At 54.4% G+C, this 26818-nt stretch carries 23 protein-coding genes; 18 read left to right on the forward strand and 5 right to left on the reverse strand.

The genetic code is table 11. The features are described from left to right. Positions 1-2: 2 nt before the first annotated feature. A complete protein-coding gene (locus tag A3193_RS16645; RefSeq protein WP_069015324.1) occupies positions 3-350 on the forward strand; it encodes a copper-binding protein in 348 nt (115 codons plus the stop codon). A gap of 57 nt (positions 351-407) precedes the next feature. Here A3193_RS16645 and A3193_RS16650 read toward each other — a convergent pair whose 3' ends face one another. The 4 genes from A3193_RS16650 to A3193_RS16665 form a co-directional block, all read right to left on the reverse strand. Beyond that, complete coding sequence (locus A3193_RS16650) at positions 408-3368, reverse strand: bifunctional diguanylate cyclase/phosphodiesterase (RefSeq protein WP_071934337.1); 2961 nt, start codon at positions 3366-3368, stop codon at positions 408-410. A gap of 193 nt (positions 3369-3561) precedes the next feature. Continuing rightward, positions 3562-4086: a PAS domain-containing protein gene (locus tag A3193_RS16655; RefSeq protein ID WP_069015325.1), complete on the reverse strand. Its 525-nt coding sequence runs from the start codon at positions 4084-4086 to the stop codon at positions 3562-3564. Between the two features lie 69 nt (positions 4087-4155). Continuing rightward, on the reverse strand, positions 4156-5607 hold the full coding sequence (locus tag A3193_RS20975) for a methyl-accepting chemotaxis protein (protein ID WP_069015326.1): 1452 nt from the start codon (positions 5605-5607) through the stop codon (positions 4156-4158). Then, positions 5576-6103 carry a PAS domain-containing protein gene (locus tag A3193_RS16665; protein ID WP_069015327.1) on the reverse strand — a complete coding sequence of 176 codons (528 nt, stop codon included), beginning with the start codon at positions 6101-6103 and terminating at the stop codon, positions 5576-5578. Before A3193_RS16665 ends, A3193_RS20975 begins: the two co-directional genes overlap by 32 nt. A 294-nt stretch (positions 6104-6397) precedes the next feature. On the opposite strand from A3193_RS16665, the gene A3193_RS16670 reads away from it, so the two are divergent. Further along, positions 6398-7966, forward strand: a complete 1569-nt coding sequence (locus tag A3193_RS16670; protein ID WP_069015328.1) for a methyl-accepting chemotaxis protein — start codon at positions 6398-6400, stop codon at positions 7964-7966. A gap of 47 nt (positions 7967-8013) precedes the next feature. Here the strand turns inward: A3193_RS16670 and A3193_RS16675 are convergent, their stop codons facing one another. Then, on the reverse strand, positions 8014-9888 hold the full coding sequence (locus tag A3193_RS16675) for a polysaccharide biosynthesis protein (RefSeq protein ID WP_069015329.1): 1875 nt from the start codon (positions 9886-9888) through the stop codon (positions 8014-8016). A gap of 591 nt (positions 9889-10479) precedes the next feature. On the opposite strand from A3193_RS16675, the gene gspE reads away from it, so the two are divergent. From gspE to A3193_RS16755, 16 genes are all read left to right on the forward strand, one after another. Next, the gene (gene gspE, locus A3193_RS16680) at positions 10480-12207 is read left to right on the forward strand and encodes a type II secretion system ATPase GspE (RefSeq protein ID WP_069003118.1); all 1728 of its coding nucleotides are present in this window, start codon (positions 10480-10482) and stop codon (positions 12205-12207) included. Further along, positions 12207-13421, forward strand: coding sequence for a type II secretion system F family protein (locus A3193_RS16685; protein ID WP_069015330.1), 1215 nt, complete (start codon positions 12207-12209; stop codon positions 13419-13421). Before gspE ends, A3193_RS16685 begins: the two co-directional genes overlap by 1 nt. 114 nt (positions 13422-13535) lie before the next feature. Beyond that, the gene (gspG, locus tag A3193_RS16690) at positions 13536-13970 is read left to right on the forward strand and encodes a type II secretion system major pseudopilin GspG (protein ID WP_162272449.1); all 435 of its coding nucleotides are present in this window, start codon (positions 13536-13538) and stop codon (positions 13968-13970) included. Further along, the gene (locus tag A3193_RS16695) at positions 13957-14424 is read left to right on the forward strand and encodes a GspH/FimT family pseudopilin (RefSeq protein WP_069003116.1); all 468 of its coding nucleotides are present in this window, start codon (positions 13957-13959) and stop codon (positions 14422-14424) included. The genes gspG and A3193_RS16695 overlap by 14 nt, the downstream gene beginning before the upstream one ends. Continuing rightward, positions 14414-14788, forward strand: a complete 375-nt coding sequence (locus tag A3193_RS16700) for a type IV pilus modification PilV family protein (RefSeq protein ID WP_162272448.1) — start codon at positions 14414-14416, stop codon at positions 14786-14788. Before A3193_RS16695 ends, A3193_RS16700 begins: the two co-directional genes overlap by 11 nt. Beyond that, entirely contained in the window at positions 14763-15476 is a 714-nt protein-coding gene (locus A3193_RS16705; RefSeq protein WP_071932351.1) for a prepilin-type N-terminal cleavage/methylation domain-containing protein, read from the forward strand. The genes A3193_RS16700 and A3193_RS16705 overlap by 26 nt, the downstream gene beginning before the upstream one ends. Beyond that, entirely contained in the window at positions 15473-16261 is a 789-nt protein-coding gene (locus A3193_RS16710; RefSeq protein ID WP_069015331.1) for a type II secretion system minor pseudopilin, read from the forward strand. Before A3193_RS16705 ends, A3193_RS16710 begins: the two co-directional genes overlap by 4 nt. Before the next feature lie 12 nt (positions 16262-16273). Beyond that, positions 16274-17323, forward strand: coding sequence for a PilN domain-containing protein (locus A3193_RS16715; RefSeq protein WP_069003112.1), 1050 nt, complete (start codon positions 16274-16276; stop codon positions 17321-17323). Continuing rightward, positions 17320-17895 (forward strand): type II secretion system protein GspM, encoded by a 576-nt coding sequence (gspM, locus tag A3193_RS16720; protein WP_069003111.1) that lies wholly within the window; start codon positions 17320-17322, stop codon positions 17893-17895. The genes A3193_RS16715 and gspM overlap by 4 nt, the downstream gene beginning before the upstream one ends. Then, the gene (locus tag A3193_RS16725) at positions 17892-18368 is read left to right on the forward strand and encodes a type II secretion system protein N (RefSeq protein ID WP_069003110.1); all 477 of its coding nucleotides are present in this window, start codon (positions 17892-17894) and stop codon (positions 18366-18368) included. Before gspM ends, A3193_RS16725 begins: the two co-directional genes overlap by 4 nt. A gap of 14 nt (positions 18369-18382) precedes the next feature. Continuing rightward, positions 18383-20293, forward strand: a complete 1911-nt coding sequence (locus tag A3193_RS16730; protein ID WP_069003109.1) for an ATP-binding cassette domain-containing protein — start codon at positions 18383-18385, stop codon at positions 20291-20293. Between the two features lie 154 nt (positions 20294-20447). Next, positions 20448-20723, forward strand: coding sequence for an RNA recognition motif domain-containing protein (locus A3193_RS16735; RefSeq protein WP_069003108.1), 276 nt, complete (start codon positions 20448-20450; stop codon positions 20721-20723). A 343-nt stretch (positions 20724-21066) separates the two neighbouring features. Then, complete coding sequence (locus A3193_RS16740) at positions 21067-21537, forward strand: DUF2939 domain-containing protein (protein ID WP_069003107.1); 471 nt, start codon at positions 21067-21069, stop codon at positions 21535-21537. Between the two features lie 316 nt (positions 21538-21853). After that, positions 21854-22651: a sensor domain-containing diguanylate cyclase gene (locus tag A3193_RS16745; protein WP_069015332.1), complete on the forward strand. Its 798-nt coding sequence runs from the start codon at positions 21854-21856 to the stop codon at positions 22649-22651. Between the two features lie 67 nt (positions 22652-22718). Further along, a complete protein-coding gene (locus tag A3193_RS16750; RefSeq protein WP_069003105.1) occupies positions 22719-25529 on the forward strand; it encodes a class I adenylate cyclase in 2811 nt (936 codons plus the stop codon). A 282-nt stretch (positions 25530-25811) separates the two neighbouring features. Next, complete coding sequence (locus tag A3193_RS16755) at positions 25812-26816, forward strand: SRPBCC family protein (RefSeq protein WP_069015333.1); 1005 nt, start codon at positions 25812-25814, stop codon at positions 26814-26816. Positions 26817-26818: the final 2 nt, after the last annotated feature.

Consider the following 26818-nt stretch of genomic DNA (forward strand, 5'->3'; position numbering starts at 1 on the left):
AAATGTCTGTTAGAAAACTTACTGTATTGATCTTCGGGCTGCTGATCCAGGCAGCTGCGTATGGGGCCAGCCATCAGGGCCACAACATGCATGACCATTCGATGATGGGTGGCGATGCCAATCAGGCGATGGGTAGCGGTGTTCTGCATCAAGTGGATGCGGATAAAAAGATGGTCAACCTCACTCATCAGCCTATCCCGACACTGAACTGGCCGGAGATGACCATGGATCTGCCGGTCACCAAACGGGTTGATCTGACTCGGTTCAAGGCTGGAGACCAGGTGCATTTCACCCTCAAGAAGGGACGGGACAACCATTTCAGGATCATCTCCATGGAGCCTCATCAATAGACCGGAAGAGCGGTCGTTTGGCGGGGGAGGGTCGAGTCGCTCCTGGCTTGTGGCCGCTCAGGTCGGGATGCCGTTCACCACCAGTTTGGGTATCGCTTCAGCAGACACCGGTCTGCTGAACAGATATCCCTGTGCGGTGTCGCAATTGAGCCGTTTCAGCAACTCCAGTTGTGCTTTGGTCTCGATGCCTTCAGCGACAATGGTGTGGCCAAGATTGTGACCCATCTCGATCATCGTATTGACCAGGTACTGGGTCTTCTTATCCAGCAGCATATCGTTGATGAAGTATTTGTCGATTTTGAGGCTGTCCACTTTCAGATGTTTCAGTGAGGCGATGGAGGAGTAGCCGGTACCGAAGTCATCGATGGCGATCTGAATGCCCGACTCTTTGAGGTGGCTGAAGATGGCGATGTTTTTCCGATCTGTCTGAACGGCGGTCTCGGTGACCTCCAGTTCGAGCAGTGTGGGATCCATCTCTGTCTCTTCCAGCACCTGATCGATCAGGGTCACCAGTTGTTCGTCGAGAAAGTGGGAGGGGGAAATATTGACGGACATGCGCAACAGGGGCAGGCCTTGCTGCTGCCAACTGACAGCCTGTCTGCAGGCGTTGCAGAGGATGGTTTTGGTGAGTGGCTTGATCATGCCGATCTGTTCCGCAACCTGGATGAACTCGGTTGGTGGAACCTGCCCCATGACCGGGTGATGCCAGCGGGAGAGCGCCTCGACACCAATGATCTGTCCGGTGGCCAGATGGAGTTGTGGCTGATAGACCAGGGTCAGTTGTTCAGACTCTATGGCTTCACGAAGATACTGTTCAAACTGGAAACGGTACTCGGCCTTGCGCGTCAGCTCCTGATTGTAGAACGCAAAGCGATTCTTTCCATGCTCCTTGGCTGCATACAGGGAGGTGTCTGCAGCCTTCAGCAGTTGCGAGGCATCTGTGCCGTCATCCGGATAGTGGGCGATACCGATACTGCAGGCCGGTGTATGCCAGCGGGATGATAATTCAAGCGGTTGAGCGATCAGCTCCAGGCAGCGTTTGGCCAGGTTGGCGGTGATGTAATCATCGGATACATCATCCATTAGGATGCAGAATTCATCACCACTCAGGCGGGCGACAAAATCCACATCCCGGCCAAACTTCTTCAGCCTCTTTGCGATCACCTTGAGTAACTGGTCGCCCACGTCATGCCCCAGGGTGTCGTTGACATTCTTGAAGTTGTCCAGGTCGATGTAGAGCAGACTGAAACGACGCTGATGCCGTTTCGATGTTTTGATCAATTCATCCAGGCTTTGAAAGAAGTGGGGTCGGCTGGCCAGGCCGGTCAATTCATCGGTGTAGGCCAGTTGATGAATCCTTTTTTGATTCTGGTCCCGCTCCATCACGATACTGGCGAGCCGTGCGGCCGCTTTCAGGTCGTTGGACTCTTCCTCATTCGGGGTCGCCGGGTAGTCATAGTACATGCCGAATGCGCCCAATACCTTTCCGGTGGAGCTTTTGATCGGCTCGGACCAGCAGCAACGCATACCATGGGGCAGGGCCGCATCCTTGATGGTTGCCCACTTCGGGTCGGTTTCAATGTTCTCCACAATGACCCGATGGCCGGTATAGGTGGAGGTACCGCAGGAGCCGATGTCCGGGCCGAATTCCAGGCCGTGCACCGCATCGCAGTAGGCCTTCGGCATGCTTGGTGCGCCGCCATGCAGGAGTCTGCCTTTGTGCAGTTCCAGCAGAGAGCAGCGCATCCCCGGATGCCGCGCTTCATACATCAGCGCGATGGCATCGTAGATCTCTGCGGCCGGTCTGCCGATTGCGATCATCTCGAGGATTTCGGCGTTTCTTTCGTCGTGTCTTTCCACACGCTTGCGCTCGGTAATGTCGACATGGGTACCGACCAGGCGTACCGGTTTTCCGTCAGGCTCCTGGAAGAGACGAATCGCACGGGACAGCACATGCACATCATGACCGGCCTTGTGGTGCATGCGCATTTCGATCTCCAGTGAATCCGAACTGCCATTGATATAGTCTGTAACCTCTTTCAGCACCCGATCCCTATCCTCGGCATGGACCAGCTGTTTCCAGGTCTCCAGGTGGTTCGGCAATTCATCATTCTGATAACCGAGCATCTCTTTCCAGCGAGGTGAGTAGTAGGCCTCATCGTTGACCAGGTTCCAGTCCCAGAGGCCGTCATTCGTGCCACGCATGGCGAGTGACAAACGCTCCTCACTCTCCCTGAGCCGCTCTTCAGCCGCTCTTCTTTCGGTGATGTCGTGGCCGATACCGAGGATGCCGATGAGTTTTTTCTGGTGGTCGTAGAGCGGCGTCTTGGTGGTCTCCAACAGCTCTTTGTGTCCATCATTGGCGAAGGATATCCACTCCTCATTGACTGAGGGGCCACCCTTTTCCATCGACTTTTTGTCATGCGCCCGGAAAAAATCCGCCAATTCCGAATCGACAAAATCGTAATCACTCTTGCCGATGATCTCGATCTCCTTGGCGCCGAAGAAATCCTCAAATCTGTCATTGCAGGCGAGGTAGACACCTTGTGTGTCTTTCAACCAGATCAGATCGGGCAGGGTATTCAGTATCGCAACACGAAAACTGGTCTCTTTATAGAGCTCTTTCTGCAGCCGTTCAGCCAGGGTGAAATCCCTGAAGCTCCAGACCTGGGCAGTGACCTCCCCATTGCGATACATCGGTTGGCTGAATTGTTCGTAGACACGGCCATCTTTCAGATAGAGGGTCTCAAAACCTTTTGTCTCCGGTTGATTTCGGTAGAGCGCCAGATTGTTCAGGAAACTTTGCTGATCGGTTAGCTGACCCAGCATATGATCCTGAAAATCGTCAAGGGTTGTCTCCTCGCTGAGTTCCCAGGGTAAGCGCCACAGTTCAGTAAAACGCCGGTTGTATTTGACCACCAGGCCTGAGTTGTCCGTTATCAGGATGCCATCTTCTGTGGTGTGCAGAATGGCTTCAGCCAAATCGTTATCGAGTATGTCGTTTATCCGGCTATCCATGGTGATTGCCTGCTGAGTCAGGCCTGGCTGGCCTGCGCCCATTGGAGTTGTCGCTCAGTCAGGGTTAGCGACTGGGTTTGTGAAATCTTGATGGTTTGGGGTCGTTCCTAGGCGGCATTCTACTCATTAACTAACTGTTTTGTTTGTAAATATTTATTAAATATTGTTCAGTTTTGTCTCTGGTTCTGTGTTGTCAGTGGCCTAGAGTATGGATGAACTCCTCATAACTCGTCCCCTTGCTCTGCAATACTCCCTGCAACCACTCCAGTGAGGCGTCGGGGGCATTACCGGGGCCTGCCTGCTGCTCGATTCGCATCATTTCCTGGTAGATCGGGGTGATGACTTCGATGCCGGAACGGCTGGGTTTGCGGCGTACCGAAAAATAGCCGATGGGTTTGCCATCTTGGCCATAGTCGGCTGTAACATTGGCAAACACCCAATAGTAGTCACCGCTCTTGGCCATGTTCTTGACATAGGCGAAGCACTCCTGGCCCGTTTCTATCACGTTCCAGAGCAGCCGGAATACCCCGCGCGGCATGTCGGGATGGCGGATGATATTGTGCTGAACATTCAACAGCTCATGTTCGGCATAACCGGCGATCTTCATAAAGATCCGGTTGGCGTAGGTGATCCGTCCCTTGAGGTCTGTCTTTGAGACGATGAAATCGTTCTCATCCATGATGATTTCCCTGTTCGTCGGTGTGACATTGGGTTTCATGGAAACTCCCCGCGCCTAGTCAGGCGCATTTCAGACACAGCGGGGTTATCGGGTTAGTCAACTCTGGCCCTAGCTATGTTTTTCAGTGATCATGGCGTCTATGCGGTCCATCACGCGGTCACTGGCGTCCTCCATATGCCGGTAATTTTCGAGAATATTCTGTAACAGTGTGCGGTCTTTCTCCCAGTCTTTGGAAAGGAGTTCCAGTGCTTTATGGCCAGCGTTGTGAACCTGGCTATGGGGCTCTTCCAGCTCTCTGAATGCGATCAGATGGCCAAACGACTCTTTACCAAAGCCTTCGTAATACCATTTACCCAAACGGCAGCTGTGATGATCGACCTTGACCGCCCTGGCGTCATCGTTGTCGGTGCCGGCATGGAAGGATTTGTAGGCCTTCTGTTTATAGATCATATGGTCGACCTTGATCAACGAGGCGTAGCAGATGTCATGGGCAAAATCGACGGAGGTGTAGGTGTCCTGTGCGTGTTGGGCAAATTGATTGAAGTTGCTGCTCATCGCTTCCACTGAGGTCTGAACGTCATTCGCCATGTCGAGCATTTCGTTGGAGTTGCTCTGCATGACCTCGGTCTCCTTCTGGAAGGTATTGACCACATCGCGAATCTCATCGGTGGCTTTTTTTGTGCTTTCCGCCAGTTTTTTCACCTCATCCGCCACCACCGCAAAGCCTCTGCCATGTTCCCCTGCCCGAGCGGCTTCGATCGAAGCGTTGAGTGCCAGCAGATTGGTTTTGTCTGCAATCTCGCTGATCATCCCCAGGATACCGGTGATCTCATCGCTCATGGTGTTGAGCTGCCGCATGGTCTGATGGCTCTGTTCGATCATCCCCAGGGTGCGGTTTTGCGCTTCTACCACTTGCGATACGGAGACCTGACTGCTCTTGGCCTTCTCCATATTGTCGGTGGCGATATGGGAGACCTTCTGCATTTCGTCGGTGATGCGGGTCAGGTCGTGCTGGCTGAGCAGCAGGTTGCTCATGGTCTGGCTGGTATTGAGCGCCTGCAGCTCGGCCGCCTTTTCGTTGCGCATGATATAGGCGGCGTTGTCTGCCATCGCATCCAGCGATTTATTGATCCGCTCCAGGGTTTTCGCCAGTTCGCCATGCAGGCCGGTGGGCATGGTGCGCCGATAGTAGCGGCCACGGGATACCAGTTCGAAACTGGTTTTGACCTCGCGAAAGAAGGTCTCAAGCTGGTCCAGGGATTCATTCAGATTCCAGGCGATGTGTCCGGCTTCCCCCATCCAGGGGACTTCGGTGATGCGTGAGGTGAACTGGCCGTCGAGCATTTCGTCGAGTACCTGTTCGGTCTGTTTCATCACCCGGAATGGCATTTTCATGCGCTGAGAGATGATGCCGGCAATGATCAGGGTGCCCAGGGGGAACAGCCACTGCCAGTGGTGATAACCCTCGCTCAACCATGAGGAGAAGACAGATGCGATGCTCAGCAGAACAAATATCAGAACATAGATCTTAAGTCTGGTGGCCAAATACAAACGTTTCATAGTTCTCGAAGCCTTGGTCGTTTATGGCTTGGTTCAAAAGCTCAGTTGAGGCGGTAACCGCGTTTTTCGGCCCGGCACGGGTCTCTGTGCTCAGCATCTGCTGATAGAGTCCGTTGAAGTAATCCACCGCCTCTCTGCTCGGTTTACGTCGTACCGAAAAATACCCGATGATCTGATCCATTGGATCGTAGTCCGGTGTGACGTTGGCCAGTACCCAGTAGTGATCGCCGTTTTTGCAGAGATTCTTTATATAGGCAAAACACTCATGGCCCTGCATGATTTTGCTCCACAACAGATGGAACACACCACGGGGCATATCCGGGTGACGCAACAGATTGTGTTGCTTGCCAAGCAACTCTGCTTCCCGATAGCCACTGATCTTCATGAACAGCCTGTTCGCGTAGACGATTCTCCCCTTGGTATCGGTTTTTGAGACGATAAAATCGCGCTCACTGACCAATACCTCCCTGTTCGTCGGTTGTATCCCGTTTTTCATAACCACCCTGCCTCCATCAGATTCCCTGGTTGTCTCTACTGTTGATCGACAGAGGGGGCTATTTCTTTACAGCTGATTGTACAGCTTGTAATCAAATAATGAGTATTACTTTTTGTTTCATATCTCTATTCGATATGGCTGGTATATTTAAGCCTGTCTATTTTCTGCCTATGGTTTATTCTGATTCAGAAATGATGAGTTCAGTCGATGTAGTGAGCATTAAAACCTCTATTGTTCAGTGAAAATCCCGTCCCAATAACCCAACTTCGCAGAGATTTTGAGGGCCTCAACGTAATGAAGATCAATCACCCTGTGACCAACCGGGAAAAGGAAGTTCAACAACATCAAAACATTCTCTCGACCACCGACCTGAAAGGCGCCATCACCTACGTCAATCAGGATTTTATTGAGATCAGCGGCTTCGACAATGGTGAGCTGTGTGGTCACAATCATAATATTGTACGTCACCCCGATATGCCTCCTGTGGCCTTTGAAAGCCTTTGGGATACGGTTAAAAAGGGCAATCCCTGGATGGGAATCGTTAAAAACCGTTGTAAGAATGGTGATCACTACTGGGTGGACGCTTTTGTGATGCCGATCCTGAAAGGCGGTGAGACCTTCGAGTATCAATCGGTCAGATACAAACCGAAACGTGAGTGGATTGAGCGGGCCGAGCGGATCTATCAGCGACTGCAGCAGGGCAAGGGGTTGAAGACCAGCCTGTTGGCGCGTATTGGAGTGCGTCAAAAATTGATTCTGGGTAATCTGCTGGCGCTGCTGCCTGCCCTGGTGCTTGGCCTGTCGGCCGAGACGGAGGCCCTCGGTCTGCTCGGTTTTGCCATCACCGGGCTGTTGATGATCGGGGTAAACTCTCTGCTGTTGAGTCCCCTGCAAAAACTGGCAAGCCAGGCAGCCGAGGTCTACGATCAGCCAGCCATGCGTCAGGTCTATACCGGCCGGGATGATGAGTTCGGTCAGATTCAGCTGGCACTGAAAATGCAATCGTCACAGATCAATGCGATTGTCGGCCGCCTCTCGGACACCACATCCAAACTGTCGGATCTGGCCCAGGTGAACTACGGTACTTCGGTGCAGGCCAACCAGGGGGTTGAGAAGCAGCAACAGGAGCTCTCCATGGTGGCCACTGCCATGACACAGATGGTGGCAACCGTTCAAGAGATTGCCCGCAATACTGTGCTTGCCGCAGAAGCCACCCGCTCTGGCCAGAAAAAGAGTGGTTCCGGGCAGGAGGTTGTGCAGCAGACGGTCGATTCGATCAATGCCCTCTCCGGGGATGTTCAGCAGGCGGCGGGTGTGATCAATCGACTTTCAAAACAGAGTGCGGATATCGTGGGTGTGCTTGAAGTGATCAAAGACATTGCGGAGCAGACCAATCTGCTGGCGCTGAATGCAGCGATCGAGGCCGCCCGGGCGGGAGAGAACGGCCGGGGTTTTGCGGTAGTCGCCGATGAGGTGCGTAACCTGGCCAGCAGAACCACCCAGTCTGCCAAGGAGATCGAAGAGATGATCGAGCGTCTGCAGGCTGGCAGCAGTCAGGCTGTCGGGGTGATGGAACAGAGTCGTTCGCAGGCAGAGTCCTGTGTCACGTTGGCGGCCAAGGCTGGCGATGCGCTGCAGAGCATCTCCGGGGTGATCGATAGCATTACCGATATGAATCACCATATCGCCACCGCTTCAGAGCAGCAGAGTTCGGTGGCTGAGGAGATCAATCAGAATATCGTCAATATCAACCAGGTGGCTGACAGCACCTCCGAGGGTGCGCACAAGAGTGTGCAGGCCACAGAAGAGATGGCGGAAGCAATTGAGCGTCTCGATAATCTGGTGATGCAGTTCAAGCGCTGAACGGATGGCTGGCTTGTAACCGACTTGAATGGCTGAGTGGTGCTGTGTCAGGCGCTGGCCTTGTTCGACGCTTCCGGCTTGCTCTGATTTTCATGCTCCGGAACCAGCAGACCCAGTAACGCCCGCAACTGCTGACTGTCGAGCGCCTCTGTGGCAGTGGTCATCTGTTGCATGACACCGTTCAGCCACTCCCAGTCGACCTGACGGTGGTGGGCCAGCAGGACCTTTTCATGGCTGGTCTTGGCGAGCTCTTCCTTCTCGTGAAACAGCTCCTCGTAGAGCTTTTCTCCAGGTCGCAGGCCGATGTACTCAATTTGAATATCCTGCCCCAGGGTGCGCCCCGAGAGGTGGATCATCTGCTCGGCCAGGTAGCTGATCTTGATCGGCTCTCCCATATCGAGAACAAAGATCTCGCCCCCATCCCCCATCACCACGGTCTGCATGATCAGCTGACAGGCCTCCGGGATGGTCATGAAATAGCGCTCCATTCTGGGGTCGGTGACGGTCACCGGCCCACCCTCTTCGATCTGCTTGCGAAACAGCGGAATCACACTCCCTGCAGAGCCCAGTACATTGCCGAAACGGACCGTAATGAAGCGGGTATCTGAATGGGCATTGAGATTCTGGCAAAAGATCTCCGCTCCGCGCTTGCTGGCCCCCATCACATTGGCCGGATTGACTGCTTTGTCGGTGGAGACCAGGACGAACACGCCCGTCGCGTATCGGTTTGCCATTTCAGCCACCACCCGGGTACCGAGCACATTGTTGCGCACTGCCTGACGAATCCGGTTTTCAAGCATCGGCACATGTTTGTAGGCTGCCGCGTGAAACACCACTTCAGGCCGGTATTCATCGAACAGGTTTTCCACGTAGACCTGGTCGGTGATGTCGCCGAGATGACAGTCCAGGTTCAACTCCGGATAGCTGTTCAATAGCTCCATCTCGATGGAGTAGAGGTTGAATTCACTGTTTTCCAATAGCACCAGCTTGGCGGGCTTGAGCTTGGCAAGCTGTCTGCAGAGCTCAGAACCGATCGAGCCACCGGCGCCGGTGACCAGGATCACCTTGCCGGCCAGTGTGGCATCGATCGCCTGCCAGTCGAGGGAGACCGGGTTGCGGCCCAGCAGATCCTCGATCGAGACCTGCCTCAGGTGGTTGATCTGTACATTCCCCGACATCAGGTCGTTGAGCTGGGGTACAGATCGGAAAGGCACGCCGGCGGATTCACAAAACTCGACCACCCGTCGCATCTGTGAGGATGAGGCGGAAGGGATCGCCAGCATGATGATATCGATACTCAGCTCTTCACAGAGTGCCGGGATATCCTCACTGGTGCCGGCCACCGGCAGGCCGTGAATCTCCCGCCCCTGGCGTCGCTGTTTGTCATCGACAAAGGCCACCGGTCTGAAGTCACCGCGCCGGTTGCGCAGGATGTCTCTGGCCAGCATCTCGCCGGCTTTGCCGGAACCGACGATCAGTACCCGTTTACCCGGCGCCAGATCCAGGTGTCTGTCCTTGAGCAGACGATAGATCAAGCGCGGTCCGCTCAGCAGCATCACCAGCAGAATGGCATGAATCACCGGGACTGAACGGGGCACGCCGCCGGCCCGGGTAAAGACGAACAGTAACGCCACCCCGACCACGGTACCGACCAGCACCGCTTTGAGAATCCGCATGATGTCGGGCAGGGAGGCAAATCGCCAGATGCCCCGGTAGAGGCCGAACAGCAGAAACGCGGCCAGCTGAACCGGGAGTATGTAGAGCAGGGCCTGCAGTGCATCCTGATAGAAAGAGACAGGCACAACCTCCAGGTTGTAGCGGAACCAGAAGGCCAGAAACCAGGCGACCGGCACCATCAGCACGTCATGAGCCAGGGCGACCCCCTGGGATCGTAAATGACGCGGTAAGATCTGTCGGCTCATGCAACCACTCCTGGGGCCCTCTGCACAAATTGCTGGTTTAGGGCCTGTTAACACTAATCCAATACGCCCTGCTGGGTCTGGATTAGTGTTAACAGGCCCTAGTTCGCCGGGCATTCTAACCCATTCTGCCGGCTGTGCTGAGGTTGAAGAACGAAGTGAGTTGGCAGAATCGGGTATTGTGTCCCCTGCAAGCTCCTGCCTGATCAGGTTGGGCAGCATGTAACAAGCTGATTTGAAGGCATAAATTCTTTGTTTGCGGTATTGTGTCAGCAGCTGTGGGGGCTATTGTGGGGGGACAAGCGGATGATCCGTCGGTCGTATCAAGACTGCCTGGGTGTTTGATTAGCTTTGGCTATTATTCCTGTTACGGTTTCTTTAGAATGCGCCAACTGCTTTGCTGAGCAACCTGTGTACAGGCCCTGGATTGAATCTCAGTCAACGCCGCTCAGTGCCAGAAGCCTGCTTTAAAAGCGCTACAATTCCGGGCAGCGATAGAGCATCGATCACCGGGTGCGGCTCAATTCACAATACCGGTGAACTATTGTTGAGTAACAGAGAATTATTAAAGTTTGATCCGGTCTCATAGAGTCAATGTCGTCACTATCCACAATCGATCAAGAGTTTCAGCCTGGTGATACCGGCGTATTGACCTACCTCAGGGGTACAGGTCGTCTGACTCCGCAAGATCATGGCCGGGCTGAGAATTTTTCCCGCGAGACCGGTGAGAGTGAAGCCGAGACATTGATCCATCTGGGTTTGATCTCTGAGAGCGACCTGGTGCAGGTGCTGACTGAGATCTATGATCTGTCAGCCGTCATGGATGCCGCTGAGTACCCGGAAGAGCCGGTTCACAGCCAGGCGATCACTTTTCGCTTTCTGAAAGAGGCCAAAGCCATACCCCTTGTCGTGGAGGCGGAGCGGATGGTTGTGGCGGTGGCCGACCCCGGACAGTCCTACATCAGTCGAGGTCTGCAGTTGATCACCGACCGTCCGGTCACGCTGAAAGTGGGGCGCCTGTCAGAGATCGAGTCGGCCCTGGAGCGGGCCTATGGGGCCGGACGCAGCGCGATGGGTGAGATCGTCGATGACCTGGACGATGCGCAGGAGTCGGAAGAGAGCATCGAGCATTTGAAGGATCTGGCCAGTGAAGCGCCGATCATCCGCCTGGTGAACCATATCCTGCAACGGGCGGTTGAGGCGGATGCCTCGGATATCCATATCGAGCCGTTCGAGGAGACCCTGATGGTGCGCTATCGGATCGATGGCATTCTCTCCGAGGCCGAATCCCCGCCGGCCCACTCCACGGCGGCGATCATCTCCCGGATCAAGATCATGGCCAAGCTCAATATCGCTGAACAGCGGGTGCCTCAGGATGGGCGGATTTCGGTAAAGATCCAGGGTAACGAGCTGGAGCTACGTGTCTCAACCGTACCCACCCTCTACGGCGAGAGTCTGGTTATCCGGCTGCTCAACAAAAAGAGCATCAGTTTCGAGTTCGACCGGCTCGGCTTCGGTAACACTTCGTTGACCCGGCTGCAGCAATCCCTGCAGCAACCGAATGGCATCATTCTGGTTACCGGTCCCACCGGCAGTGGTAAGAGCACCACGCTCTACACCGCCCTCAGTCAGCTCAACCGACCCGGGGTGAAGATCATCACGGTTGAGGATCCGGTCGAGTACAAACTGGAGGGGATCAATCAGATCCAGGTCAAACCGCAGGTGGGGATGGATTTTGCCAATGCCCTGCGGGCCATCGTACGGCAGGATCCGGACATCATCATGGTGGGTGAGATGCGTGATGCGGAGACGGTGCGTATTGCGGTGCAGGCCGCGCTGACCGGACATCTGGTGCTCTCCACCCTGCATACCAATGACGCGGCTGGAACTGTCAGCCGGTTGTTGGACATGGGGGTCGAGCCCTACCTGCTGGCCTCCACGGTCAATGCCATCGTGGCACAACGTCTCGCCCGGCGACTCTGTAACCATTGTAAAAAATCCTATCTCGCCGATCAGACCCTGGCGCAACGTTTTATCCAGGCCGGACTGGTCAATGAGGGGGAGCCGGTCACGCTCTATCATCCGACAGGCTGTGAAAGCTGTGCGCAAACCGGCTACAGCGGTCGGATGAATATTGCCGAGGTGCTGCTGATCAGTGAACAGGTGCGACAGCTGGTGACTCAACGGGCCACCGCATCCACCATCCAGCAGCAGGGGATCGAGGAGGGGATGGATACCATGTATCGCGACGGTCTGGCCAAGGTGCTGCAGGGGCTGACCTCCTATGAAGAGTTGATGCGGGTCAGCGAAGAGGATGAGTAATGGCGCTGTTCAGCTATCGGGCGAGTAATTCGCTGGGAGAGACCCTGCAGGGTGAGATGGAGGCTGAAGAGAGCCGCCAGGTGATCATCGAGCTGCAGCGTGAACAGCTGATACCGATTGAGGTGAAGCGGGTCACCGGACTGCGAGGATTGCTTGGTTACCGCAGCGGCCAGGAGAAGAAGGTCGGCCAAAAACAGATTCTTGCCTTTGCCAAAGAGCTGGCAACCCTGCTCAAGGCAGGTATGCCGCTGGAGGGAGCACTCTCCCTGATGGCCCGTTTGAACAGCGACCAGAAGATGGCCAATGTGATCGATGAGCTGAATGATTCGATCAAAGGCGGCGCCACCTTCTCCCGGGCGTTGGAGAGACAGCGCGATATCTTCCCCAGGCTGTTTGTCAGCATGATCAAGGCGGGTGAGGCCGGCGGCATGCTGGGGGAGGCCCTGGAGCGCATCACTGACTATATGGAGCGCTCTCAGGCGCTGCGTGAGAGTGTCCGGTCGGCGCTGATCTACCCGACCATTCTGCTGCTGGTGGCAGTCGTCTCCATCATGGTGCTGCTGGTGTTTGTGGTACCCCAGTTCAGTCAGATGTTCGAGGACATGGGGCGGGAACTCCCGGTGGCCACTCAAATCATACTAGCTGCAGGAGAGTTTCTGACCAGCTACTGGTGGCTGCTGCTGGCCCTGGTTTTCCTCGGCATCGCCCTGTTCCGTATCTGGCTGGAGAAGGGGGATAACCAATACCGTCTGGATCGCTGGCTGCTCGGCCTGCCCCTGATTGGCGATCTGCTGCTGAAGGTGGAGACCGCACGCCTCTCCCGGACTCTGGCCTCGCTGCTGAACAATGGTCTGACCCTGCTGAATGCGGTAAAGCTCTCCCAGGAGGTGCTGAACAATAGCTATCTTGCCCAGGGTATCGAGCAGGCGGCTCAGCAGTTGAAGCAGGGTAAGGGTCTGTCGGCGCCGCTGATCGAGCAGAAGCTGTTGCCGGAGCTGGCGATAAGAATGCTCCAGGTTGGTGAGGAGTCCGGTGAAATCGATACCATGCTGACGGATGTGGCGGATGTCTATGATCGCGAGGTGCGCGAGAGCGTGCAGCGTTTGCTGACCCTGGTCGAGCCTGTGCTGATTGTCGGCTTGGGATTGATCGTCGCGGGTATTATCATCTCCATCCTGCTGGCGATGCTGAGTGTCAACGATCTGGCTTTCTGATCGATGTGAGGCAGCAAATGGTTGTGCTGCCCGTGGATAGTGATTAACGTGGGGGGATTCAGAGCGACTCAATCCCTCTGTCAGAAAATGTTAACAGGCCGCAAGAGAAATTGAATGATGAATGTTAAGAATCAACGCGCTTCTGCAAGAGGCTTTACCCTGATCGAACTGCTGGTGGTGATGGCGATTCTTGCCATGCTGGCCGGTCTGGTGGGGCCCAGGGTAATGAGTGCACTCGGTGAGTCGAAGAGTAAAACCGCCCGGGTTCAGATCGAAGAGCTTTCGGCGGCCCTCGATATCTACCGTCTCGACACGGGTAACTACCCCCGGGGCGAGCAGGGGCTGGAAGCGCTGGTACAGCGTGTGGACGGTCTGGATAACTGGAACGGCCCCTACCTGAAAAAAACCAAACTGCCGAAAGATCCCTGGGGTGCTGCCTACATCTATCGCTATCCCGGTGAGCATGGTGACTATGACCTCTACTCCCTCGGTGCGGATGGGGTTGAAGGGGGAGAGGGAGAGTCCAAGGATATCAATGGTTGGGAGTGAGCGGGCAGGGTCATCCCTGAAACCGGCAGGCTTCACCCTGCTGGAGTTGCTGATCGTGCTGGTTATCGCTGCGGCTCTGGTGGCGCTGGTTCCCCCGGCGATCAATCGAGTGTTGCCTGGCGTGAAGCTGAAAGGGGCCAGTCAGGAGATGGCCTCGGCGATCAGATTTCTTCGTGGCTGGTCTGTGTCACAGGGTGAGCAGGGCGTGTTTCTACTCGACCTGGAACAGAAGCACTACACCATCACACCCAGAGAGAAGGTCTACGAGATTCCCCAGGATGCCGAGTTGAAATTGGTTGCCGCCAGTGATGAAGCAGATGGCGAGCAACAGGGCGGCATCCGCTTTTTTCCCGATGGTAGCTCCAGCGGTGGCAGAATCACACTCAGCGACGCTGGTAGATCCCATCGGATCGATGTGGACTGGCTGACTGGCAGGGTCTCTCTTGTCCATTAGCTTTCGACAGAAGGGCTTTTCACTGCTGGAGGTTCTGGTCGCCTTCACCCTGCTGGCGGTCACGCTGGGGGTGATGATGCAAACCCTCTCCAGCAACAGCCGTGGTCTGGCGATCGCGGCACAGCACTCCCATGCCGCCACCCTGGCGGAGTCGCTGATCGCGCAAGCGGGGGTGACGATCCCGTTACAAGTCTCCAGCACCGAAGGTATCTCTGAGAGCGGTTACGAGTGGCAACTTAAGATTGAAGAGAATTCACTGGAGACTGGTGTCTACCAGGAGTCCTCTTTTCTGGTTACAGCTGAGGTCTCCTGGGGGGAGACCGCAACCGGCAGACGCTATGTGTTGTCCAGTTTGCGCTACTGAACGGCCAGCAGCAGGCTCTCCCAGTCGCGGGTTCACCCTGGTTGAATTGCTCATCGCCCTGGTGCTGATGAGCCTGATCATGGTGCTGCTCTTCTCCGGTCTGGACCTGGGGCGACGCAGCTGGCATTCAACCGCCGAAGCCACCACACGGCAATCCGATCAAAGACTGGCGTTCGACTATCTGAAGCAGAGTCTCGGCGGCATGCTCAATGAACGCTTCGATACGGAGGATGGGCCGGAGCCGCTCTTTTACGGCGATCAAAAGCTGCTCCGCTGGGTTGCTCCCACCGCATCCCAGGCCGGTCTGGGTGGGGCCTCCCTGTTTCGCCTGGAACTGCTGGGGGAAGCTGAGCAAAAGGTGTTGCTGTTGAAGCGCTGGCTCTACCATCCGGAGGTGCTGGAACAGGAGCCCGAGGCGGGGCGGGACTGGCGTGCAGCGCTGTCGGAGGTGTGGCAACCGGCTGATCAGGAGGTTGATCCTATCCGTTACAGTGAGCATCTGCTGCTGCCTGAATTGAGCGATCTGCAGCTCTCCTACTATGGCTCGCTTCAACGCGGGGTGCCGGATGAGTGGCATAGCGAGTGGCAGGAGAGTGAAAAACTGCCGCAGATGATCCGCCTGGTTCTGCGCGGCAAGCAACAGAACTACCCGCCGTTGACCGTGATGGTTCGGGGGGCGCAGCGATGAGGCGCAGACAGCGGGGATTGGTGCTGGTACTGGTGCTCTGGGCACTGGTGCTGTTACTGGTGATCGTCTCTGCGGTCTCATCCTCAGTGCATACCGAGACCACACTGGCTCACCATCAACTGGATCAGACCCGTTTGCGTGCCTTGACCGATGCGGCATTCCACTATGGCGCTGCCCGGGGATACGATCCCGATGTGGAGACCGCCTGGCTCACCGATGGGATTACCTATGAGTGGCAGTTTGAAGGGGTCGAGATGGAAATCAGACTGCTCAAGGAGCGGATCAGACTCGACCTGAACCGTGCGACAGGCCAACAGCTGAAGTCGGTTCTGGAAGCGCTCGAACTGGATACCGAGCACTATGCTCATGTGGTTGATGCCATTCTCGACTGGCGGGACAGGGACTCCCTGCATCGGCTCAATGGTGCGGAAGATGAACACTATGAGCGGGCCGGAATGCCTTATGGGGCTAAAGACGCCCCCTTCAGCAGCGTGGATGAGATCGGTCTGATCCTCGGTATCGATGCGGACCTGAAAACAAGCCTGTTGCCATATCTCTCTGTCGGCAGCGTTGCAGGGGGAGGGATTGCCTCGCCCCTCTCCAGTGGTTTCGGTAAATCGTCCGGTCTGAATCAGGGCCGTAGGCTCTGGGTGTTGGTAAAAGTGCTGAGAGAGAAACAGCCTTTCTATGCGCAAGCACTGGTCAGACAATCTAAGGACAGACTGAGGCTGGATAAGATAAACTACGGGGTTTCGTCGGCCGCGTGGCCGCTTGATGATGAGTGAGGAGTAAGCGACTTGGCGGCACTGGCTGGGGCGGATGTTTTCAGGCGATTGCAGGATCAATTCATTGATCCCGTGAAATCCTGCCTGGCTGCCCGCTTCGGCGGGGCAGCCAGGAGCGGCGGTAAGCTCAGGTTGACACCCGGTGGCGCCGAGTTCTTTTCGACGGATGGTGAATTGACCATCGAGCTCACTTCACCAAAACAGGATGGGGCCAAGCTTAATGCCCTCCTGCATCGCGACAACCTTGGTGACAAACCCGAGCTGCAGATCGAAATCGATCCTCGGCTGGTGATGTCACGTCAGGTTCGATTGCCGTCGGCGGCGAAACGGAATCTTGTTGACGTGCTTGGTTATGAAATGGACCGCCTGTCACCCTTTGAGGCGGATCAGGTCTATTACCATTTCACCCCGCAAACAGAACAACAGGGGACGGAGTGGCTGGCAGGAGAGCTTACCGTGGTACAAAAACAGCGGCTGGACCCCTGGTACCGGATGCTCTCAGAGCTGGGCTTGGCGATTGGCCGGGTGAGCCTGGTCGGTGAGAGTCTGCCGATGATGCTGAAACCGCGCCAGAGCGGTGTCACCCGTAGTGGCGGAAGCGCCGCTATGCTGCTCTGGGCGGCTGTGTTGCTGCTCTCGGTGGTGACTGCCGGCGGTGTTGTATGGCAGCAGCGACAGATTGCCATCGATCTGCAGCATAAAATGCAGGCGGCCCGGGAGCAGGCTGCGCAGAGTATGCGTCTTGAAGAGCAACTGACAGCCCGGCGCAAGGCGATCGGAATGGTCTCTGCCCAGCGTCAGGACTACCTGGCCGTATCCGACATTCTGCTGGAGCTGACCCGTCTGATCCCGGACGGAAGCTGGTTGCAGCGAGTCAATCTTAACTCAGACAGCCTGATCGTCAGTGGTGTGTCGGACCAGGCTTCGGCACTGATTGCCCGGCTAGAGGCCTCACCGATGTTTGTCTCTGTACGCTTTAAATCTCCGGTGGTGAGGGACAGAAGATCCGGTAAGGAGAAGTTCGATCTCACCATGGATCTGATCCAAGGGCCAGAGTCATGACCCCGCCGGTGTGGAGTAACAGGCAGTGCAACCTGGTGTTGCTGGGCAGTTTTCTGCTGATGCTGCTGGTGCTGCTGACACTCTATCTGAGCTGGCAGGGTCTGATGAGCCGCTATCAGGAGGTGGCGGAGGATGCCCGCCATCGAACGGCGCACTATCTGCGGGTGGCTGAACGTAAGACAACGGCACGATCGGAGTTGGGATCGGCCAAGCTGACGGCGCTGATCAAGCAGAACTATCTGACTGCGGAGGCGCCGGGAATCGCCTATGCGGAGTTACAGCAGCAGATCAAAGAGATCATCGGTTCGGCTGGCGGTGTCGCCCTCAGTACCCAGTTGGTTCAGGAGCCTCAGTCGGAACAGGAGTCGGCGGAAAAAATTATTGTCAGAGTGCGGATGCAGGGTGACAGCTACAGCCTGCAGAAGCTGGTACAGGCGATTGAGCAGCGCAATCCTCTGCTGTTTTTTGAGCGCCTGACCATTGCTGCCCCGGCCAAGTCCAAGTCCGATAAGGCAGAACAGCTTGATATCCGTTTTGACGTTTACGGCTACTTCTGGAAAGAGACGTCATGAAAATGTTGGCTGGCGCTCTGGTGCTACTTCTGCTCGGTTCGATTGCTTACACATGGCTCAGTTGGCCTGAGCGCCATCAACAGGCGGTGAGGGTAACCGCGGCTGAAGGCATACAGAGTCAGCCGGGTCTCGAGCGTGACGGTGGACCGGTATTGAGGCAGCAGGCGGAACAGTATCGGCTGATCGCACAGCACACCCTGTTCCGTTCCGACCGGCAGGGTTTTGAGACCCAGGTGACGCAGGCAACCAATCAGCGCAGCCGCCCGGCCGTACCGAAAATCAGACTGCTTGGAGTGATCCTCACGGAGGGTCAGCCAGCTTCCGCAATGATCATGGAAGAGAAGAGCAAAAAGAGCCGGCTGTTGGTTATCGGTGATCAGCTGGGTCAGTGGAAAATCCAGGCAATCGCCTCGGATCATCTGCTTTTGGGCTGGGAAGATCAGCAGCAGAAGATTCAACTGCGGAAATATTAGGCTGTTGACACGAGATGCTGCGTTTTAATCAACTTGCAATACGGCGGGGCAGCAAGCTGCTGTTTGAGGGTGCTGACTTCATCCTGCATGCTGGCTGGAAGGTTGGCGTCACCGGTGGAAACGGTACCGGCAAATCGACTCTTTTCAGCCTGATCATCGGTGATCTACAGGCCGATCACGGCGATCTGAGCCAGCCGCCAGGTCTGGCCATCGCCCATGTGGCTCAGGAGACACCGGCACTCTCACGCAGCGCCATCGACTATGTCATCGATGGGGATTCCGAATACCGAAAACTTGAAGCTGAGCTGAATCAGGCCGAGGCTGATGGTGACGGCGTGGCGGTCGCCAGGCTGCACGATGCGATGCATGCGGTGGATGGTTACCGGGCCAACTCCAGGGCTGGTGAATTGATGCACGGTCTGGGCTTTTCCAGTGAGGATTTCGAGCTGCCGGTGAGCCAGTTTTCCGGTGGTTGGCGAATACGACTCAATCTTGCTCAGGCCTTGATGTGTCGCTCCGATCTGTTGCTGCTGGATGAACCTACCAATCACCTGGATCTTGATGCGGTGATCTGGCTGGAGAGCTGGTTACGCAACTATCAAGGCACCTTGTTGATGATCTCCCATGATCGGGATTTTCTCGATCAGGTAACGGACCATATTGTCCATCTGGAACAGCAGAAGGCAGAGCTCTACAACGGCAACTACAGCGGCTTCGAGCAGATTCGGGCGGCCCGACTGGCGAATCAGCAGCAGGCCTATGAAAAGCAGCAGCGAGAGATTGCCCATATCGAGAGCTATGTGAACCGGTTTCGCGCCAAGGCGACCAAGGCGAGACAGGCGCAGAGTCGATTGAAGGCACTGCAGCGTATGGTTCAGATCGGTCCGGCCCATGTGGACTCGCCTTTCCATTTCGAGTTCGCCGAGCCTGAGAAGAATCCCCATCCGCTACTCAAGTTGAATCTGGTCGCTGCCGGTTATGCGGACAGACCGATTCTGGATGGTGTCAGTCTGATACTGGAACCCGGACACCGGATCGGCTTGCTGGGGCCCAATGGGGCGGGCAAGTCGACCCTGATTAAAATCCTCGCGGGCAGTTTGAAACCGCTCAGTGGTGAATATGATCAGGCGCAAGGGTTGCGTGTCGGTTATTTCGCTCAGCACCAGTTGGAGCAGTTGGATGCACAAGCCAGCCCACTGCTGCATCTGCAACGGCTGGATCCGGCGGCGAGTGAACAGGCACTGCGGAACCATCTGGGGGGGTTCGGTTTTCACGGTGACCAGGCGCTCGATCCTGTGGCCCCATTCTCCGGAGGGGAGAAGGCGCGTCTGGTGCTGGCTCTGTTGGTCTATCAAAAGCCGAATCTGCTGCTGTTGGATGAACCCACCAACCATCTTGATCTGGAGATGCGTCATGCGGTTGGGCAGGCACTGCAGGATTTTCAGGGAGCGATGGTGATCGTCTCTCATGATCGCCATCTGTTGCGAATTACAACGGATGAGCTCTGGCTGGTACATCAGAATCGGGTCGGCTTGTTTGATGGTGACCTGGATGCATACCCGAACTGGTTGGCTTCAGAGCGGCGGGAAGTAAACAGTCGGTCGCAACAGACCACATCCAGTGATCACAGCGCCGTCACCCGAAAAGAGCGTAAACGGCAGGAGGCCGAGCAGCGTAAGCGGTTGCAGCCACTCAGGCAGGCCTTGGGGAAATATGAAGATCAAATTGAACAATTGCAACAAAAGCAAAAGGATATCGAACTCATGTTGGGCGATAATTCGCTCTACGATGAGTCGCGTAAAGAGGAATTGAAACGTTGGCTAGCGGAAAAACGCGATGTAGACAGTAAATTGAACGATTGTGAAGAACGCTGGCTCGAGACCAGTGAGCAATTAGAGGCTGTACAAAGCGAAGAAAAGGACTAAAGTGTCACTCAGAAAGGAAGGGTTTCTGTTCAAATACTCGGTTTTTTTTGACAGAAACATGGTCAGTGATTGACCCCACGCCCCGGTTGTTTTAGTGCATGGTATGGCCGCTGCGCGTAGATTTTGATACATGCACGTTTTTTGAGAGTTGATGATGAACATCTATGTTGGAAATCTGCCTTGGAGCGTTAAGGATGACGAATTGAGAACGCTGTTCTCAGAGTTTGGTGATGTTTCAGCCGCCAATGTCATTATGGATAAGTTTTCAGGCCGCTCAAGAGGATTTGGTTTTGTTGAAATGCCAAATACAGACCATGCGGAAACAGCGATCAAATCGCTGAACGATAAAGAGATGGGGGGACGCAGTCTGCGCGTCAATGAGGCGAAGCCTCGTGAGGAACGACCTCAGCGCAGTCATCAGAAGCATTAGTTATACATAATGCCTGATGTCTGGCCTCGTCAGGCTCAGGCCGGTTTCATGGATTCGGTGAATTACAGCGGTTGATGTGACACTGATTCGGCCCTGGTTGATTCGTGTCGATCCGCTGAAGCCGCTAGATCCGCTGACTTTTGGGCAAAGAGTCTATGGCTTTGCTCCAAGTGGATGCTGCGTCCGTTTTCAGGGGCGTGCAAGCCGACTCTGATCAATTTCCGGGTTGATTATCCAGCAGCAGGTTTCGTTGGGTCTGAGCCCCGTCCTTGCCAGATACTGATCCATATGCACTATAATTAGCCGCTGCAGTTTTTCGTGCAGGATTTGGATCGGTATTATCATGAAAGCGTTACTCCTATTTATCACTTTGATTCTGGGCGTCTTCCTGGCCTGGCCATACACGGCGGTCTATCGTCTGGAACAGGCACTGGTTCATGATGACCATCAGGCGCTGCAGCAGATGATCGATGTGGCGGCGGTACGGGAGCAGATCAAGCGGAAGCTCAACAAGAACGTTGAAAGCAATATCGGGGATGTCTCCAACGGCTTCATCGATTGGTTGCAGAGCGGGATTCAGCGTCTGGGTTCAAATGCTGTGGATGAAATGGTCGATCTGGATTGGGTTGTCAGGCAGTTACGAACCCACAATCCCCGATATGACAAGGGGGGCGTCTACGATAAGCTGACATACGCTTTTTTTGACGGCCCCGACAGATTGCTTCTGCGCATCGGTGAGTTGGATGAGAGCCCGGTTCATGCCCACTTGAGCCTGCAGGGTACCAACTGGCGTATCACCGCGGTCTATAACTGATCCTTATTACCCATCATCGGCCCCACCCGGGTGCGCTAAGATTGATCCCTGACACTCTTTGTGGTGGCGCGCTATCGTGTTGATTTTCTAGGTTTATATTGAAGCTTTGTCAGTTCTGTCATGGGCTGACGGAGGTCCCTCTGTCCCAGCTCGCTATCTACCCCCCTCTGAATTGCAAAATCACTAAAGAAATTGTGAAACCGGTCGCTGTTACAGGCTGTAGCATGGCTCTGCCATCGTAAACATCAGAGAGACCGATAATAATGGTATGTCGCTCTTTAGAGCGTCTATCATGGAGAATCTAGGGAATCGAAAAATGGCTGAAATCAGTTTCAATCAAGCCCTTTTTGAAGCTTGTCCGACCGGGATGTTGGCAATCGATGAGGATGTCTGTATACGCTGGATGAATCCTGCGTTGGAGACGATGCTAAACCTCTCGGTTGATGAGCTCGTGGGAAAAGATAAAAACACGCTGCCCGAGGGGCTGCATGCTCTGTTCGATGAGACAGATATGCTGCATCTCTCTCTCAACGGTGATGGTGAGCGATGGTTGCGACGGGATGTCCGGCAGGTGGAAGACGGCTCACAAGCGACCCTCTGGCTCCATTTCTATCAGGATGTCAGTCAGCAGGTCATGGCCCAACGTGAGAGTGAGGAGCTGCGGAAGCAGGTCGAGGATCTCACCATCACTGACGAACTGACCCGGATGTCCAACCGCAGAGCCATCATTCAGGCTCTGGATGCACAGGTAACCCGCAGCCGGCGCTATGGCAATCTCCTTACCCTCAGTGCGATGCGTTTGACTCATCCGGATGGTGCGGATCAGTCTCTACCGGATCAATCGATACTGGTGATGTCACAATATCTGCGCGAGCGGCTGAGATGGGCTGACGTGATCGGTCGTTTTGAGAACCAGCTGTTTCTGCTGGTGATGCCGGAAACCAGTATTGAAGATGCCGAAAACCTACTTCAGCAGATCGTCCAGGAGTGTCAGGAAGGCGCGCTCAAGGATCTGGCCGGTCATCCTGTGCCGGTTTTGAAATTCGGTGTCTCCGAATGGATGAAGGGTGATGATCCGCAACGCCTGATTACCCGTACGATTGAATCGATCTGAATGGTAGTGAACTGACGGGCCTTAAGTGATTGAGGGTTCAGGCAGGGCAGGTTGCAACGGAGGTTGAATGCCTGATACTCAAGCAATCAGTTTCGACAACGGCATTAGCCGGAAAGAGCTCAATGAGGTGCGGCAACGTTTCATGCGTCTGCACCGGGCACGTCTGAGGCGGATTCATCTGGAGTTACGACCCAGTCAGCAGGAGTTTCTCGATCTGCTGCCGCTGCTGTTCCACATCAATCATCCCATGTTGCCGGGTTTTGTCAGCAGTGACACGGTAACCGGCATACCCGACTACAGTCCCTCGAAAAAATCCCTGGATGCGGCGGCAAAACTGAGCCGCAGTTTTAAATACAAAAAGCGGGCCCAGCGGGTCTACCGTATCCATGGGCTCTATCTGATGGGCAGCACCGGGACCATTGGCCAATCGTTTGGCAGTGATTTCGATCTCTGGCTCTGTCACGATCCGGCTTTGAATAAACATCAGCGGGATCAACTGCAGCAGAAGGTAAAGCTGATCGAAAAGGAGGCGGCTGAACTGAGCCTGGAGCTGCATATCTTTCTGATCGATCCGGAGCGTTTCCGGCGCGGCGAGAAGTCCCGCTTGTCCCGGGAGAGCACTGGTACAACCCAGCACCACCTGCTACTCGAAGAGTTCTATCGCAGTGCGGTACTGTTGGCTGGACGTTACCCACTCTGGTGGCTGGTGCCGCCTGAACAGGAGGAGGAGTATCAAACCTATGTCGAGTACCTGCTGTCCCATCGTTTCGTCAAGGCCACAGAGGTGTTTGACCTGGGAGGTTTGAATCGGGTTCAGGCTGGGGAGTTCTTCGGCGCTGCGCTGTGGCAGCTCTATAAAGGCATCGATTCTCCCTACAAATCGATCCTGAAGATTTTTCTCATGGAGGCGTACAGCCACCACTATCCCCATCCGAAATGGCTGGCCCAGCAGGCAAAAGAGGCGATCTATGCCGGTGAAACCGATATCGATATGCTGGATGCCTATATCCTGCTCTATCAGAAGGTCGAAGAATTTTTAAAGGCTAACAAAGATACCGACAGGTTGGAGTTGGCCCGTCGCTGTTTCTATTTCAAGGTTGGAGAGCATCTGAGTCAGGTCAGGAAGGGGCAGGGTAACTGGCGCGGTCGCATGATGCTCAAACTGACCCGGCAGTGGGGCTGGAGTCAGACTCAACTGCAGATGCTCGACACCCGGTCGGAATGGAAAATTGACCGAGTGATCAAAGAGCGGAATGCACTGGTCAGTGTATTGACCCGCAGCTATCGGTTGCTTACCGACTTCGCCAGAAAATTTGCCAAAGAGAGTCATATTGACCCCCATGAACTCAATCTGCTGGGGCGAAAACTCTATACAGCCCTGGATCATCGACCGGGTAAAATTGATCATATCAATCCGGGTATCTCGAAGAATCTTTCTGAGGATTATCTCACGCTCAGTTACCGGCCTGCCCGGGATGGCAGTACGGCCTGGATGCTCTATCGCGGTAATATCGAAGATGAGCATCTGTTTGAACAGCGGCCGATCAAAATCTCCACCAATCTGATAGAAATTCTGGTGTGGAGTCATGTCAATCAGGTCTGGTCAAAGCATACCCGAATTGTTCTGGTATCAGGAGACTCCGAGCTGACAAGAAAAGAACTGCTCTCTCTGCAACGCAGTATTGCCAAACTGTTTCCTGACCTGATGCCGCCTTCAGCGGGGATGAAAACACTAGCGATGCCTGCCCATGCGGTTTCCGTAGGATTGTTTCTCAATATCGGTACCGATCCCATGGAGTTTTTAACCAGAGAGGGCAAACAGCTGACCAGTGAGCGTCACGATCCTCTGAGCTTTGCCTCTGCCAGGTCCAATCTGGTGATCAATCTTGAAAAGATGGTGTTGACCAGCTGGGGGGAAATCCTGGTAACCCGGCATGAGGGACCGGAAGGATTGATGGATGCGCTGTGCAGCGTGTTGAATATGCCGAGCAATGAGATGGATAAACTGCCAACAATAAGCGCCTTCAGTTTTTCTGGTGTGCGTGGCAGTCAGATCGGCTACCGGGTCAATGAACTGTTTGAACATGTCATAAAAAAATTCAGGCAGGAGTCTTTCAGTTATGGTCGTTACCTTTTCAGAATGGGTTCGGATTTCTACATAGTTCAGAAAAAACAGAAAGAGTTTATCTGGCGCAGTGTTGAGTCGTTTGAGAGTCTGTTGGAGGAGTTGATGCAGCCACAACAGGTATTCCGCCCTCTGGGGTTCGATGCGGAAGTGCTTGAGGAGAGTCCCTATCCACTACTCTATGAATGTAACAAACCGGATTTGATTCAGCTCTTTTTTCAGGTCACACCTCATGGCATCGATATCCATATTCTTGATGAGCAAGGCTCTCTGTTTAAACAGTCCCTGAAAGCCGACAGCCCGCGCTTTTTGATGTTGCAGCAGCGGCGTTTTCTGAATAGCCTGCAACAGCTCAGAAATCTGGTACTAAGCAGCGAGAGTGATCTGCTGGCTGAACCGGAGTTCTATGAGTTGATTCTGGGAAAAAGCGGTCAGTGGCGGATCAATCAGCGCCGTGTACCGCTGAAGAGCTCGGATGATTACATGGAGGTTGTATTGGTGGCTGACGGCACCGATGCGGATGCAAAACTGGTCTCACTGATCTGTGGTGAACGGGAGTTCACTCATATGGAGTATGGTGATGCGCTCTATACGGTAGTCGCTGAGTACATCAACAGTTTAAGAAAAAGCGACAGTAAATATCCAATCTACATGACATCAATCCGTCTCAGTGGTTTGCAGATCATGCCGACACTGGAGACAGTCAATCTACTCAATCTGAAAAAACGGGTTGAAAAGAGAATCAACCAATAACCGGACATGGTCAGTCAGATTACTGGACTCCTGGCTTTGTACTCATTGTGCGGAGCGACTTTCATCGTTTTAACGCATTGTATCTGTTTTTCGTAAAACAACCCCCTCTACAACATTGATATTTGCAGGTTTTTGCTGTGATTGGTGCCCATTTGCCGCCACTGATATGCTCATTGTCTGCAGCTGTTGGAGCTTCTATCTCACTTAAACCGGGTTTGCTGCTGGAGCGTATGCTTAACTGGTAGTAGTTGTTACTCAAGATGATCACTAATGGAGAGCGCTATGGCCACAGTATTGATTGTGATATTTGTCGTTATTCTCGCTGTTCCCCTGATCTATCTGTCAACCTTGAAAGGTGAATTTATTGTGAGTCGAAGTCTGGCGATCGGGGTTGCTCGGGAGCAGGTTTTTGAAAAAATAAAAGACTTCAAAAGTTGGCCGGAATGGAGTCCCTGGTTGATGCATGAACCTGAGACCCGTCTTGAGTATTCAGATGCACCGAATCAACAGGGTGGTTGGTACAGCTGGGATGGCGAGACGGTTGGCGCCGGGCGTTTGACCCATTTGAAGTTTTCAGACTCAAACAGAATAGAGCAGAAGATTGAGTTCCTGCGCCCGTTTAAATCGGTCAGTCAGGTCTGGTGGGAACTGGAACAACTGGATGATAGCAACACACTGGTACGTTGGAATATGTCTGGCAGTATGCCTTTTCTGTTCCGCTTCATGACAAAAAAAATCGCTGAATATGTGGGCAAGGATTACGATACCGGCCTGGCGATGTTACGTGGCGTACTTGAGCCTGGTGCGGAGTATCCCAGTTTCAGCTTTGAAGGTATTGTCGAATTGCCTGCACAAACGGCCTTGACCATTCCATTTGAAGGTGACCTGGAGACGATGAAAACCGCGATGGCGGAAGGATTCTCGAAGCTGGGTGAATTTGCTGCGGAGAATCAGCAGTTGATCAGCGGCTGTCCCTTCACCTGTTACCATGAAGTTGACTTGCAGACGATCTATTTCAAGTGTGATATGGCTCTGCCGGTCAAGCAGGAAGTGACTCAATCCGGGTTCAAGCAGAAACATTTTCCGGCTGGCCGCTATTATAAAACCAGTATGAAAGGGAGTTATCAGTTTCTTGAGCTGGCTTGGTATCAAGCCTATAGCCACCTGCAGATGCAGAAGATCAAGCCACAGAAGAAGGCCGCCTCTTTTGAATTCTATGAGAATGATCCAAACGAAGTCGGTCACACAAATGAAATAGTAACTTCGATCTATGTGCCGGTTAAGTAAGC

The organism is Candidatus Thiodiazotropha endoloripes (genome assembly GCF_001708965.1).
Classification (GTDB): domain Bacteria; phylum Pseudomonadota; class Gammaproteobacteria; order Chromatiales; family Chromatiaceae; genus Thiodiazotropha; species Thiodiazotropha endoloripes.